Genomic DNA, 14,226 nt, shown 5'->3' with positions numbered 1-14,226 from the left:
ATCGCGCGACCGTCGACGCCGATCAGCCAGCACGTCTTCGGCGTGCGCGTCTCGCGCGGCGAGCTCCGTCGGCCATCATGGAATCATGGCAGACGGCGTCGGAGGAACCTCTCCTCGAGCGCCGCGCCCGCATACTGTCGTGATTGCAGGTCTTGCGGGCATCACGATCGTCCTCGGCGTCTCGCTGACCCTCGCGCTCGCTGTGGCCGTCCCCCCGGTGTGGCACTTTCCCGTCAGCATTGTGTTCGCGGCGGTGAGCGGCTTTGGCATCCGCACGGCGACGCATCGACGGCAGCACGGTCTGGCGACGATTCTCGTGTGCACGGCGCTGCTGCCCATCGCGGTCAGCCAGTGGACGGTCTGGCAAAGCGGGCTCGCCGACTCGGCCCTGATACCGACGTGGCTGTATGTCGGTGCCGTCAACGTGGCTCTCACGGCTCTCCTTGTGGCAGCCGGGCGGTGGACGAGTGCTCGCGCCATCCCTCCGTTCGCGGTCATCGCTGCCGCGCTCGCCCTCGTCGGCATCGGAGCTTCCCTCTTTCCCGCCGCCTCACTGCCCTCTCGGATGTGGGCCGGTGCCGTGCTCGTGGCCAGCGTGGGCGCAGCCTGGCCGTTGCTCATCGGCTCGCTTGCGGCCCGCGTTGCCGCTCGCTCGATCGCAGCGATCGCGAGCATCGTCGCACTCGTGCTCGCCACCGCGAGCTGGCCCAGCCTCGGCTGGGGAACCTCCATTGCTTTTCTGGTCACGGCCGCAGCGTTCGCCATGCACCTCTTCGGGTCCCCCGTTGCCGTTGCGCCCGACAGCGGCTCGGCGGCGCCGGCGGCTGTTGCGAGTGCACGTCCGCTGTCGCCAGGCCGCCTTGCTCTCACTCGTGAGCTGGGAGCGTGGAAGACGGCCTGCGGAGCCGGACTGGGGCTCGCCGCGGCGGGCGCCGGAGCCGCTCCCGCGGCTCACTTCACGTCTGTCGCGCTGCAGCTCAACGTGACAGCTGTACTCACAGCGACGGCTGCCGTCGTGTTCGCGACGATCTTCTGGCGCCTGCGGCACAATCGAAGCGCATCCGGCCTGCGTCTCGCAGGACTCGTCACCCTCGTCACCTGCTCGCTCACGGTCGTGCCCGCCCTCGGCATTGCGCTCATCGAGACGTGGACGCGGATCGCGCTTCCGAACTTCAGCGTAGACCCGTTCGCTGCGCGCACCCTTCTCTATCCCGTCAGCGCGTCTATCTGGGTCACAGCGGCGTGCCTCACCGCCTCGACTGCTGTGACACTGGCCCTGTGGCGCCGCCTCAGGGAGTTCAGCTGGCTGCCTCTTGGCCTTGGCGGTGCCACGCTGCTCGTCGCTCAGGCGTCAGCACCGACTCCTGCCGCATCGGTTGTCATCTCGGGAGGACTCGCGATCGGCGCCACGGCTCTGTTCGTCGTGTTGCGCCCTCGACGCGGTCGCCGAGTCGTCCTGACCTTGCTCGTGCTGAGCTCCATCGCGGCAGCGTTCCTGGTCGGGGCGAACAGCGCCGCTGTGTGGCCGTTCGCGGCGTTCCTGGCCCTCGGCGGCGCAGTCGCGCTGCGTGTTGCGCTGCCTCGCCGGGTCGTCAGGCCAGACAAGCTCTCGGTTCCCCCTGCGCTCTCGGCTGTCGTCGTCGTCCTCGTCCTCATCAGTGCGCGTTGGCTGCCCCTCTGGGCTGACCCCGAGATCACGGTGCCCGCGCCGACAGCAGATCTGACAACCATCGTCGTCGCCTCTGCAATCCTCATCATCGCGTCGACACGATCTCACCGGTTCGCCGCTGCAGACATCACCGTCATGTCCGCCCTCGCCACCGTTGCATCGCTTGTGAGTGTCGGGAGCCTCGCCGTGCAGGGAACGTCAGCGTCACAACGTGCCTTTGTGATCGGCTTGGCGTGCGTGCTCGCGGCGGAGCTCTCATGGCAGTTCCCGCACGGCGGCCGCGACAGCGTCGCACGCTATGTCACGGCCGCTCTCACGCCTCCAACGGCGGTCATGCTCGCTGTAGAGTCCTGGCGCCGTTTCGGCCCGCCTGTGTGGGGAGCGCCCGAGCTGCTCGCCGTCGGCATCACGGTCGTGCTCGCTGGCCTGGGCATCGTCATCTTTCGCGGCGCCGCCATTCCACGAGGCGAGCCGCGATCACACCCGGCTCGGCTGGCATGGGACTCATCGATCGCTCTCACCTCGACCATCACGATTCCCGCCGCCGTCACGACGAGCGACTTCGGCCCTCTTCACCTTGTGCTTCTGGGTGTGCTGCCCGTGCTGTTCTCGCTCGGCGAGGGTTCGGTCGCCCGCAGCTCAAGCCGGCGCAGGCATCTGATCTGGGCGTGTCTTCCGCCGTTCGCCGGCGCGATCTGGCTCGGTCTCGCCGAGCGCGGCGATGTGGGCGTTGAGCTCTCCGCTCTGGCCCTTGCGGCGCTCGTCTGCGCGGCGCTCGCCGTTGTCGTCATGCGCAGACCGTCCGCCCACATCCCGACGCCGCCCGGTCGAAATCTGCTTGCGGTCGCCACGCTCGCCATCTTCTTCGTGCCCGCCGTCGTCGCATCGTCAGCGGCGCCTCTCACGCACACGTACCTGATCCTCCTGATCGCGACGCTTCTGGCAGGAGTTGGCGCATTCTTGCCCCCGGTCGTGCGCGGCGTTCACATCGCACTGTGGCTCTGGAGTGCTGGGGCTCTGACCGTGGGTGCGACGACCAGCATCCGTTCATACGAACTCATCGCTCGCACTCCTTTCAAGCTCGATGAGCTGCTCGTCTGGACGGTTACCGGCTCCGTGCTCATGACCGGCCTTGCGGCGCTCTGGCTGTACCGTGGTCATCGCCAAGCCCGGCTCGCCTACGCATCACTCGCCATCGCCCCTCTGCTGCTCTCGCTGCCATTCGCCAACGTGGCCGCGGTGATCGCGGTTCCAGGGTGGATGCTGTCACTCGTCGCCGCGGGGGCGACCATGTTTCTCGCGGCGCCGCTCGCCCGCGGCAGTCGCGCGCATTCCGCGGTGACGTGGATGACAACGCTCGGCGCATCGTTTCTCGCCGTCGGCACGATCACGGGCGCGCACTCCGCCGTCGAGTTCGTCTCGATTCCGGTCGGTGTGATCGCCCTCACCGTGAACCTGAGAGCGCTTTTCGCGCGGGCAGAAGCGACGTCGTGGCGCATGCTGGGCGCTCCGCTGGCCGCTCTCATTCTGCCGAGCCTTGTGCAATGCCTCTCCGACCCCGCACCGGCGCGCATCGCCTGGCTCGTGCTCGGCATCGCGGCTACCGCCGCGTTTGGCGTCGTCGCTCGGCTGCAGGCGCCGATCGCGACTGCCGCCATCGCGGGAGCCATTCTCACACTGACCCTCGCGTGGCCGGCGCTCACCGCGGCAGCGTCCGGCTGGGCGGTTGCGCTCGCCGCCATCGTGATCCTCATGCTCGGAGCACTGGTCGTCCGCCTGTCGAATCTTCCCGCCGCACGCGCGGTGCGCAGCATCGCGAGAATGCGCTAATCGAACAGGTTCACCTTACCTCAGCAAGGTGAGCCATCGCTTGCTTGCGGAATTTCTCACTCGCAGTAACGTTGAACTCATCAAGAGAAGAAGAGGGACGATATGGCTACATCACAGACTGAAAAGCTCACAAACGTCAACCCCGACGTCGCGCCGGGCACTGCGCAGTTCCTTTCACCGCTCGTCATCGACCTCGAGGCGCTCGTCGTGAACGGAAAGCAGGCGCACTGGCACCTGCGCGGACACAACTTCATCGGTGTGCACGAGCTCCTTGACACGCTGGTCTCCGATGCCCAGGAGTGGGCAGATCTCGCCGCAGAGCGCGTCGTCGCCCTCGGCCTGCCCGTTGACTCGCGACTGGCGACCGTGGCAGCGAAGACGACGCTGCCCGAGCTCAGCGCCGGATTCCAGCAGTCGGAGGACACCATCGTCGAGGTTGTGGCAATGCTCGACGCCGCGATTCAGACAGCACGCACGGCCGTCGACGAGCTCGATGAGATCGACCTCAACAGCCAGGATGTCGCTGTCGAGATCGTGCGCGGTCTCGAGAAGGACCGGTGGCTGCTGCTCGCGCACGTCGCGAAGTAGGCCACAGTCAGGGGCCGGATGCTATGTCGACACAGCATCCGGCCCCTGCTGCGTCGTAACGGGTCAGAGTGCTGAATGCGTCCAACGGCCGTTGAGGATCGTTCCCCCCACCGGCATGGTGCGCAGATGCTCGGGGTCGGTGGCGAGCGGATCTCGCTCGAGAAGCGCGAGGTCTGCCGTCGCTCCGATGCGCGGTGCGAGCGATCCACCAGGAATGGATGCCGCAAGCGCCTCACGAGCGCTGATGGCTTCCTGCTCCTGCCACGGTGCCTTGCCGTCGCGGGACCGCGAGACCGCTGCCGCGATCGCGGCCCACGGGTCGAGCTGGGCCACGGGCGCGTCTGACCCGAACGCGAGCGGAACTCCCGCCGCGAGAAAGCTGCGCAGCATGAACGCGCGCTCCGTGCGCCCTCGCCAGTAGGCGTCGGCGATCTCACGGTCGTCCATCGCGTGCTCGGGCTGAACGCTCGCGAGCACACCGAGACGCGCCATTCTCGCGATGTCGTGCGGGCGCATCAGCTGTGCATGCTCGATGCTCCCCCGTGCGCCCGACCGCGCATACGCATCGAGCGCGAGCGCATTCGCGTGGTCACCGATGGCGTGGACCGCGCAGTCAATGCCCGCGTTCGACGATCGAGACATGAGATCGGTGAGGTCGTCCGGCGCGACGTTCAAGATGCCGTGGCCGGCGTCCCTGCCGGCGTACGGGTCATCGCAATAGGCCGTTCGGGCATTGAGCGAGCCGTCCGTAATCACTTTGAACGGCCCGACGGTGAGCAGGCCGTGCGTGTGCGGAATTACGAATCCGGTCTGCAGGCGCTCTGCAATCGCACGATCGAGATGCTGCGCATAGATGCCGAACGACACGCGCAGGTGCGTCGACCCCGCTTGTGTTCGACGCACCCAGACGTCGCGATTCCAGGCCATCTCCATATCGACGATCCCGGTGACCCCGCGCCTCGCAGCCTCACGCGCTGCCTCGTCGGCCCACGCGTCAGACACTGCTTCGGGAATCTCGTCGAGCTGGTTCTGCACGGCGAACGCGGCGTCTTCTGTGAGCAGTCCGTCATGCTCTGGCGGATACCCGAATCGACGCAGAGCTGCCGTGTTGAGCCAGACCGCGTGAAGGTCGGCAGAGAGCAGCACAACGGGAGTGTCGCTCATGCTGGCGTCGAGGAGCGCAGCCGTCGGCCTGTCGCTCCAGAGCGCGTCGCGAAAGCCGACGCCGACAAGCGGACCTTCTTTATGGTCCCGAGCCGCACGCGCGATCAGCTGCGCCGTTTCAGCAGCGCTTCGCGCAGCGGAGACGTCGACGCGCTTGCTCGTGATCGCCCAGAGCGTGAAGTGGACGTGGCGATCCCAGAGCCCGGGAACCACGAAACGGCCGTCAAGGTCGATGGACTCACCCGCGGCAGCGCGACAGCCGCTGGGGCGGATGTCGGTGATGACAGCATCCGTCACCTCGATATCGACGAGACCGTCGAGGTCGATCAAGCGCGCCCGCGTGAGCGTCTGCACGATCCCCTGACCGGGATGGGCTGCTCGAAGGCGGAATGCGGTCACGACTCTCCCTAGTTCTGGCAGTTCGGGCACCAGTACAGCTTGCGCGCCGCCATCTCCTCGAGCAGGATGTTCGTGCCGCACACGCGACACGGGAGCCCTTCGCGCTTATACACCCAGTGCCGATCATCCCGGTTCGCCATCGCGCGCGCGTAGTCGTCGCCGCTGAGTCCGTCCATGGTCATCATCTGTCCGGTCTCGACGCCGATGCGTAGCAGCCTGACCCAGTCGCGCCAGATTCCGCGAACGGTCTCTTCGGGAACAAGCTTTCCGGGCGTGTGCGGGTCGAGACGAGCACGATACAGCAGCTCCGCCCTGTAGACGTTGCCGATGCCGCTCACAACCGACTGATCCATGAGAAGCACGCCAATGCGCGTCTGCTTGCGCCGAACGACATCCGTAAACCGGTCCTCGGCGTCGCGTGAGTCATCGTGCATCGGATCCGGCCCGAGCTGTGCGATCGTATTCTGAACCTCGGCGCCCGTGCGGATCTCGCAGGCCGTCGGACCGCGAAGGTCCGCAACCGTGCGCTCCGTGAGAAGCCTCAACCTCACCGCGCCGACCGGAGGCGGCGGAAACGACTCCCACTCGGCATCAGCGTCGCCCTTCGTCTGCTCAGACATGCGAACGCGCGCTTTGCGCGGAGCACCGATGCTCGACAGCGAGTTCTCGCCAGCGCTGTCGAGGATCTCGAGGGCGACGTCTGTACCCCGCTGGTTGGTCTGGCCCATGCGACCGTTTGCCGAAGCGATCGTCGAATCAACCGCGATCTCGCCGGCGAAGTCCCACGCCCCGTACATGCCGAGGTGCACCCGCAGCCACGTGTCGTCGCCGAAATCGGCGAACATCTGCTTTCCGACGGCGAAGACCTCGCGAAGTTCGCTCCCGTCGAGCACGGCTGCGCCCTCGACGAACCGCCCCTGTGGCGACGACGCAGCCACGACTCGGCCGACGAAGTTGCGATCGAACTGCCGCGCGATGCGATGAACCGAATGGCCCTCGGGCATCAGCGATCGACGCCCTTCCCCGCGATGTCACCAGTCTGCTCGTACTCAGCGAGCTGGGCGATACGACGAGCGTGACGCTCCTCGCCGCTGAAGGGGTGCGCGATGAACGCATGGATGAACGACAGCGCGTCATCGTACGAGTGCTGGCGCGCCCCGATCGAGATCACGTTCGCGTCGTTGTGGTCCCGAGCCAGCTCCGCCGTCGAGATGTTCCACACGAGCGCTGCCCGAACGCCCATGACCTTGTTCGCCGCGATCTGCTCTCCGTTGCCGGAGCCGCCGAACACGACGCCGAGCGCTTCGACTCCCGCGTTCTGATCAACGACGACGGCATGGGCCGCGTTGATGCAGAACGCCGGGTAATCGTCGGCGGGATCGTATTCGTCTGGACCGTGATCGATGACCTCGTGTCCCCTCGCGGTGAGATCGTCCTGGAGCTTGCGGCTGAACTCGAGCCCCGCGTGATCAGTGGCGATGTGAATGCGCATGCGTCTATCTTGCCCTGCCGTCAGTCGAACTGGGGATCGGCGGTGCGCGACCGCTTGAGTTCGAAGAAGCCGGGGTAGGATGCCGCGGCCACGACGCCGTCCCACAGGGTGAGCGCCTCGTCGCCCTTCGGCGCCGGAGAGATCACAGGGCCGAAGAAGGCGACGTCCTCGATCGCGATGACCGGAGTTCCGACATCCTGCCCCACCCTGTTGATGCCGTCGAAGTGCGACGCGCGCATTTGCTCGTCATACTCATCGCTGTCGGCATAGCGCGCGAGGTCGCGATCAAGTCCGACCTCGTCGAGGGCGGCGGGAATGACAGCATCCGGATCTTTACTTCCCCCCGGATGAATGCGGGTTCCCAGCGCGTCGTACAGAGGCTTGACGAACGTCTGCCCGTGAAGCTGCGCGACCGCTGTCACGAGCCGTGTGTACTTGAGCGCCCGCGGAAAGAACGCGCGGTAGTCGTCGGAGACGTCGGTGTCTTCGTTGAGCACGGCGAGGCTCATGACGTGCCATGTCACGCTGAGATCGCGATGCTGCGCCACCTCGTCTACCCACCGAGACGTCATCCACGCCCACGGGCACGAAGGGTCGAACCAGAAATCCACAGTCGTCGAAGTCGAAGCACTCATGACCTCAGCCTATGACACGTGCTGCGGCAGTACGCTTGGTCGTTGGACACGATCCGCACAATCGAACAGGAGTCTTTCGTGCCAGGAGAAAACCTCACCCGCGACGAAGCGCGCACGCGCAAGAGCCTCATTCACACCCACAGCTACGACATTGCGCTCGACCTCACACGAGGTGCCGACGTCTTCCGCAGCACGACGACAGTACGCTTCAGCGCCGAAGCCGGGTCGTCAACCTTCATCGACGCGATCACGCACACGGTTCACGCGATCACGCTCAACGGCGCTGGCATTCCGGTCACCGCCGCCGACGGCACGCGCGTTATTCTCAACGACCTCGCCGACGAGAACGAGCTCGTCATCGACGCCGACATGCGATACACGAACACCGGGGAAGGTCTTCACCGTTTCGTCGATCCCGTCGACGGCGAGGTGTACCTCTACAGCCAGTTCGAAGTGCCGGACTCGCGCCGGGTCTTCGCCGTCTTCGAGCAGCCGGATCTCAAGGCGACGTTCCAGTTCACCGTGACAGCTCCTGCCGAGTGGCAAGTCGTGTCCAACTCGCCGACCCCTGAGGCGGTAAAGCTCGGCGACGGCAGCGCGCGCTGGGAGTTCGCCCCGACGCCCGTCATCTCGAGTTACATCACGGCCATCGTCGCGGGGCCATATGACGTGGTTCGCAGCGAGCTGACAAGCCGTGACGGGCGCACCATTCCCCTCGGCGTCTTCGCGCGCAAGAGCCTCTTCGCGCATCTCGATGCCGACTACATCTTCGAGAAGACCAGACAGGGCTTTGCCTTCTACGAGGAGAAGTTCGACCGCCCATACCCGTTCGACAAATACGACCAGCTGTTCGTGCCCGAGTTCAACGCGGGCGCAATGGAGAATGCCGGTGCGGTGACGTTCGTCGAGACCTACGTCTTCCGCTCGAAGGTGACGGATGCGATCAAGGAGCGACGCGTCGTCACAATTCTGCACGAGCTTGCCCACATGTGGTTCGGCGACCTCGTCACGATGAAGTGGTGGAACGATCTCTGGCTCAATGAGTCCTTCGCCGAGTGGGCATCGACGATCGCCACAGCTGAAGCGACTGAATGGACAGAAGCGTGGACCACGTTCCAGGCGATGGAGAAAAGCTGGGCGTACAAGCAGGACCAGCTGCCGTCGACCCACCCCGTCGTCGCGACAATCAACGATCTCGAAGATGTTCAGGTCAACTTCGACGGGATCACGTACGCCAAGGGGGGTTCGGTCCTCAAGCAGCTTGTCGCGTGGGTGGGCGAAGAGGCATTCTTCGCGGGTGTGGCCGCATACTTCGCCAAGCATGCCTTTTCGAACACGGAACTGGCCGATCTGCTCTCCGAGCTTGAAGTGACAAGCGGGCGTGACCTGTCCGAGTGGTCGGAGAAGTGGCTTGAGACCGCAGGGGTCAACACCCTGTATCCGGAGATCACGACGGATCCAGACGGAACGATCACGGATTTCGCCATTCGGCAGACCGCGCCAGACGACTACCCGACGCTTCGTCCGCATCGCCTCGCGGTGGGCTTCTACAGCCTGGGCGATGGCCGGCTCGTGCGCACGGACCGCATTGAACTCGACATCGACGGCGCACGAACCGAAGTCGGCGAGCTGGTCGGCCGGGCGCGTCCCGATCTGATCCTGCTCAATGACGACGACCTCGCCTACGCGAAGATCCGTCTCGACGACGCGTCGCTGCACGTTGCGATTGAGCATCTCTCAACGATCGAGAGCCCGCTCGCACGCGCGCTGGTCTGGGGTTCGGCGTGGGATGCGACACGCGATGCAGAGACTCCCGCTCGCGAGTATGTCGACCTCGTGCTGGGAAACATCGCCGCCGAGACCGAATCCACGACCCTTCGTACGACGCTCACCCAGCTGGTTCTTGCCTCACAGCAGTATGTGGCACCTGAGCATCGTGCCGACACGCTGCAGCGAGTGGCCGACGGCCTCTGGAAGCTCGCGCAGCAGGCCTCCCCGGGAAGCGACGCACAATTCCAGTTCGTGAAGTTCTTTGCATCAGCGGCGTCAGCGCCTGGGCACCTCGACGCCATCGCTGCCCTGCGTGACGGGTCGGAGAAGCTCGAGGGGCTCGAGATCGACACGGACCTCTCCTGGGAGCTGCTCATCGCGCTCGCCGCGGGAGGACGCGCGAGCGACGCCGAGATCGATGCAGCGCTCGCAGCCGACAACACGGCGTCGGGTCAGCAGTTTGCCGTGCAGGCGCGCGCCGCTCGTCCCGCCGTCGAGGACAAGCGTGCCGCATGGTCGTCGATCATCGACGAAGACACACTCCCGAACACTCTGGTCGCGCACACCGCGGCGGGATTCCGACGCGTTCAGGACCCGAGTGTGCTGGACGAGTTCGTCGATGCGTACTTCGATGTTCTGCTCGGCATCTGGAATTCCCGCTCGTACAAGATCGCGGAGCACGTCGCTCTCGGGCTTTACCCCTCGCCGCTTGCGAGCGAGCAGCTGCGCGACGCCACAGAAACGTGGCTCGAGGCGAACGCAGAGCCAGCTGCGCTTCGCCGTCTCGTCGTGGAGAACCTCGCTGGCGTCGAGCGCGCCCTCGCCGCCCAGGCTCGCGACGCACACTGAACCACCGTTCCGACGCAGGCTCCGCTTACCGTGCGGAGCCTGCGTCGTTCTCAGCCATAACCGATGCCGCGCGGCTACACTCACAACGTGCGTCATACCGAATTCTGGTCATCTCTGGATGGCTTCTTCAGCACCCCGCTTGGCACGCTCGTGCGCGTCGTCGTCATCGTGGCAGTCGCCATCGGCGTGGCGTGGCTCCTCCACATCGTCATTCGCCGGTCCGTCGTCTCGATCGTGAGCGGCGTCAAGAAGGGGCACGGCGTCGACGACACTCAAGCGCTCGCCGTCTCCCCTCTGGCAGCAGTTCGCGTTGTACAGCGCACGCGGACGCTCGGCAGCGTGCTCTCCAACATCGTGAATGTCGTTATCGTCGTCATCACGGTCCTGCTCGTGATTCACGTTGTCGCCCCCGGCATCCTCGGTTCATTCGCGCTGCTCTCGGCTGCCGTGGGCGCGGGCCTCGGCTTCGGCGCACAGAACATTGTGAAAGACGTCTTGAACGGCATCTTCATGGTGATCGAAGACCAGCTCGGCGTCGGTGACGTCGTCGATGTCGGCTTCGCCACGGGCGTCGTCGAGAAGGTCGGCATCCGCATCACTCAGGTGCGCGACGTCAATGGGGTTCTCTGGTTCGTGCGCAACGGAGAGGTGCTGCGCGTCGGAAACATGTCACAAGGATGGTCGCGCCTCATCATTGATCTTGCGGTACCCGTGGGCGTTGACGTTGACCACGTCAAGGAGCAGCTTCTCACCGCGGCGCGAGCGCTGGCGCAAGAGGCCAAGTGGCGCCCGCACTTTCTCGACACGCCCGAAGCCTGGGGCATCGAGTCGGTCTCCGACGAAGCTGTCGTGCTTCGACTCGTGGCGAAGACCCGCACGTCGTCCAAGGATGACGTCGGCCGTGAGCTTCGCTCTCGCTTTACCGATGTTCTCCATGAACTCGATGTCGCCCCGCTCTCCCTCGAGACGGTGATTCTCGCGGGCTGGGAGGGAGCGGGTAGTGTCGGAGGCGCACGGCCCCCGCGGACAAAACCGGTCATGGTGAACCCGTCCAAACTCGGGCGAAAGAAGCGTACAGCGAAGGGAGAGCGATGACCGACCAGCAGCAGACAACGTTCTACGAGCAGGTCGGCGGGCACGAGACCTTCGCCAAGCTGGCGCACGAGTTTTACCGCGGCGTCGCAGCGGATCCTGTGCTCACGCCTATGTATCCCGAAGAAGACCTCGGCCCGGCGGAAGTGCGTCTCCGGATGTTTCTCGAACAGTACTGGGGCGGCCCGACCACATACAGCGAGACGCGCGGGCATCCTCGCCTGCGCATGCGGCACGTGCCATACAAAGTGAACCCCGATGCCCGGGATCGCTGGCTGCGACACATGCGCGCAGCGGTCGACACACTCGATCTGTCGCCGATGCACGAGGCTACTCTGTGGGACTATCTAGAGAGAGCCGCACACGCTCTCGTCAATACCTTCGAGGACTGACAGAAACCGCGACAAAGGAGCCGCACGAATGCCCGATCACTCGTATGACGCAATTGTCGTCGGGGCCGGGCTCGCGGGGCTTGTCGCGGCGTCGGAACTCGCGGACGCTGGCCGACGCGTAGCCCTTCTTGACCAGGAGCCGCCCGGCTCCCTCGGCGGACAAGCATGGTGGTCTTTCGGAGGGCTCTTCCTCGTCGACTCCCCCGAGCAGCGCCGAATGGGCATCAAGGACTCGCCCGAACTCGCATGGCAGGACTGGGAGGGCACAGCCGGCTTCGATCGAGACGAAGACGACTGGGCACGGCGTTGGGCACGCGCATACGTCGATTTCGCCTCGGGCGAGAAGCGATCGTGGCTGAGGCAGAAGGGAATCTCGCTGTTTCCGGTCGTCGGCTGGGCCGAGCGTGGCGCAGGCGCAGCGTACGGACACGGAAACTCCGTTCCTCGATTCCACATCACGTGGGGAACCGGCCCAGGCCTCATCGAGCCGTTCGCCGACCGCGTCATGTCAGCACGCGGCGGCGGATCACTCGATGTGCTGTCGCGCCACCGCGTCGATGAGCTCGTGCTGACGGACGGACGCATCAGCGGAGTGTCCGGGAGCATCCTCGTCGATGATCCCGCGCCGCGCGGCATCTCCAGCGCACGAGAGGTGGTTGGAGCCTTCGAAATCTCAGCGGACGCGGTATTGATGAGCACGGGAGGGATCGGCGGAAACGCTGAGCTTGTGCGCAAGAACTGGCCGGAGCGCCTTGGTCCCGTCCCCCGCACGATGCTCACGGGCGTTCCCGCCCACGTGGACGGACGGGGCCTCGCCATCGCTGAAAGCGCGGGTGGACGTGTCGTCAACGGCGATCGCATGTGGCATTACACCGAGGGCATCGAGAACTGGAACCCGGTGTGGCCGGGGCACGGCATTCGCATCCTTCCCGGTCCCTCCTCATTGTGGCTCGACCCCACGGGTGCCCGCCTGCCTGCTCCCCTCTTTCCCGGGTTCGACACGCTCGGGACGCTCGCGCACCTCACCCGATCGGGCTTCGACCACTCCTGGTTCATTCTGACGCAGCGCATCATCGAGAAGGAGTTCGCGCTGTCGGGGAGCGAGCAGAACCCGGACCTCACCGGAAAAGACATCAGGATGCTGCTGAGCAGGGTCGCGCCGGGGGCTCCCGGTCCGGTGGAGGCGTTCAAACGGCACGGGAACGATTTCGTCGTCGCCGACTCGCTCGATGAACTGCTCGAGGGCATGTCAGCTCTCGACGCGGAAGGGCAACTCGATCTCGCGCGTGTACGGAGCGAGATTGACTGGCGAGACCGTCAGATGGACAACGACTTCTCGAAGGACGCGCAGATCACCGCCGTGCGTGGAGCGCGCTCCTACCGAGGCGACAGGCTGCTTCGCGTCGCTCCCCCGCACAAGTTGCGCGACCCGAAAGCCGGTCCACTGATCGCGGTCAAGCTTCACCTGCTGACGCGCAAGACGCTTGGCGGCCTGCAGACCGATCTCGATGGTCGCGTGCTGGCGCAGACGGGCGATCCCGTTCCCGGGCTCTATGCCGCAGGTGAGGCGTCCGGATTCGGGGGCGGCGGCATGCACGGTTATCGCGCGCTTGAGGGCACATTTCTCGGCGGGTGCCTCTTTTCTGGCCGGACGGCCGGGCGCGCCATGGCCGCCGCGACGTCGTGAGTTCAGCGCCGGCGCACGAGCACATGCCCGCGGCGAATGCTGAGTCTCAGCCACGGTCCTGATTGCAGAACGCGCGCCGTCTCGCTTTCGCCGATGAAGCCGAGACTTTCGGCGGCGAACGCGGCCCCTGCCGGCAGTTCGGGGAACGCAGGGATGTCCTCGCCCCATACGCCGGCCCTGATGCGTTGCACGACCGGGTCTCCGGCGTCCCGTGGCAGCTCGGCGGCGATGCGCGCAGCTCCCTCCCTCGACGTCGCTGCCAGCGTGTCCACACCGACAGAGCCGATCTCGGCCCAGCCCGATCGCGGAGGCGCAATCCCTGTCCACGGTGCGGTGACCTCGCTCGACGGCATCGTCAGCTGAGCGACCGGCGATCCTTCGACGCGGGCGAGACGCTCACTGATCGCATCGGGAACGACCGTGCGGTCGAACTCTGCACCGCTCGTCTCAGCGAAGGTCCGCAGGCCGAGAACGGTGGGGCCTCGGTCGAGTATCCCACGCGCGTAGAGCACAGGAACGTACACGGCGAGAACGCCGCTGGAGGCGATGAGCCTCACGGCATCCGGGTCCACTCGCTTCGCGCGGCCGACGAACGTGCAGAGGTCCGACACCGCGTCGGAGTCGCTCAGTGTGAATCTCTCAGTCATCTGCTTCTAAAC

At 65.7% G+C, this 14,226-nt stretch carries 11 protein-coding genes; 6 read left to right on the top strand and 5 right to left on the bottom strand.

Annotation, left to right across the window (positions count from 1 at the left end; translation table 11 throughout):
* Nucleotides 1-85 precede the first annotated feature (85 nt).
* Both ATJ78_RS10355 and ATJ78_RS10350 read left to right on the top strand, forming a co-directional pair.
* Entirely contained in the window at nucleotides 86-3,499 is a 3,414-nt protein-coding gene (locus tag ATJ78_RS10355; protein ID WP_098407516.1) for an SCO7613 C-terminal domain-containing membrane protein, read from the top strand.
* Between the two features lie 102 nt (nucleotides 3,500-3,601).
* On the top strand, nucleotides 3,602-4,087 hold the full coding sequence (locus ATJ78_RS10350) for a Dps family protein (RefSeq protein WP_098407515.1): 486 nt from the start codon (nucleotides 3,602-3,604) through the stop codon (nucleotides 4,085-4,087).
* A 63-nt stretch (nucleotides 4,088-4,150) separates the two neighbouring features.
* Here ATJ78_RS10350 and ATJ78_RS10345 read toward each other — a convergent pair whose 3' ends face one another.
* The 4 genes from ATJ78_RS10345 to ATJ78_RS10330 are packed head-to-tail and all read right to left on the bottom strand — an operon-like array spanning nucleotide 4,151 to nucleotide 7,777.
* The gene (locus tag ATJ78_RS10345) at nucleotides 4,151-5,650 is read right to left on the bottom strand and encodes an amidohydrolase (protein WP_245836285.1); all 1,500 of its coding nucleotides are present in this window, start codon (nucleotides 5,648-5,650) and stop codon (nucleotides 4,151-4,153) included.
* Between the two features lie 8 nt (nucleotides 5,651-5,658).
* A complete protein-coding gene (locus tag ATJ78_RS10340) occupies nucleotides 5,659-6,654 on the bottom strand; it encodes an Fpg/Nei family DNA glycosylase (RefSeq protein ID WP_098407514.1) in 996 nt (331 codons plus the stop codon).
* Entirely contained in the window at nucleotides 6,654-7,142 is a 489-nt protein-coding gene (locus ATJ78_RS10335) for a ribose-5-phosphate isomerase (protein WP_098407513.1), read from the bottom strand. Before ATJ78_RS10335 ends, ATJ78_RS10340 begins: the two co-directional genes overlap by 1 nt.
* A gap of 20 nt (nucleotides 7,143-7,162) precedes the next feature.
* Entirely contained in the window at nucleotides 7,163-7,777 is a 615-nt protein-coding gene (locus ATJ78_RS10330) for a mycothiol-dependent nitroreductase Rv2466c family protein (RefSeq protein ID WP_098407512.1), read from the bottom strand.
* 78 nt (nucleotides 7,778-7,855) lie between these two features.
* Here ATJ78_RS10330 and pepN point away from each other — a divergent pair, with 78 nt between their 5' ends.
* The 4 genes from pepN (at nucleotide 7,856) to ATJ78_RS10310 (ending at nucleotide 13,567) form a co-directional block, all read left to right on the top strand.
* The gene (gene pepN / locus ATJ78_RS10325) at nucleotides 7,856-10,396 is read left to right on the top strand and encodes an aminopeptidase N (protein WP_098409330.1); all 2,541 of its coding nucleotides are present in this window, start codon (nucleotides 7,856-7,858) and stop codon (nucleotides 10,394-10,396) included.
* An 87-nt stretch (nucleotides 10,397-10,483) separates the two neighbouring features.
* A complete protein-coding gene (locus tag ATJ78_RS10320; protein ID WP_245836284.1) occupies nucleotides 10,484-11,491 on the top strand; it encodes a mechanosensitive ion channel family protein in 1,008 nt (335 codons plus the stop codon).
* Entirely contained in the window at nucleotides 11,488-11,880 is a 393-nt protein-coding gene (locus tag ATJ78_RS10315; protein ID WP_098407510.1) for a globin, read from the top strand. Before ATJ78_RS10320 ends, ATJ78_RS10315 begins: the two co-directional genes overlap by 4 nt.
* A gap of 28 nt (nucleotides 11,881-11,908) precedes the next feature.
* Nucleotides 11,909-13,567, top strand: coding sequence for an FAD-binding dehydrogenase (locus ATJ78_RS10310; RefSeq protein ID WP_098407509.1), 1,659 nt, complete (start codon nucleotides 11,909-11,911; stop codon nucleotides 13,565-13,567).
* Nucleotides 13,568-13,569: 2 nt separating this feature from the next.
* Here the strand turns inward: ATJ78_RS10310 and ATJ78_RS10305 are convergent, their stop codons facing one another.
* The gene (locus ATJ78_RS10305; RefSeq protein ID WP_098407508.1) at nucleotides 13,570-14,214 is read right to left on the bottom strand and encodes a DUF8185 domain-containing protein; all 645 of its coding nucleotides are present in this window, start codon (nucleotides 14,212-14,214) and stop codon (nucleotides 13,570-13,572) included.
* Nucleotides 14,215-14,226 lie beyond the last annotated feature (12 nt).

Source organism: Paramicrobacterium agarici (assembly GCF_002563955.1).
Classification (GTDB): Bacteria; Actinomycetota; Actinomycetes; order Actinomycetales; family Microbacteriaceae; genus Paramicrobacterium; species Paramicrobacterium agarici.
Note: the sequence above shows the minus strand (reverse complement) of the source record. Positions and strands in the feature narration are given on the sequence as shown.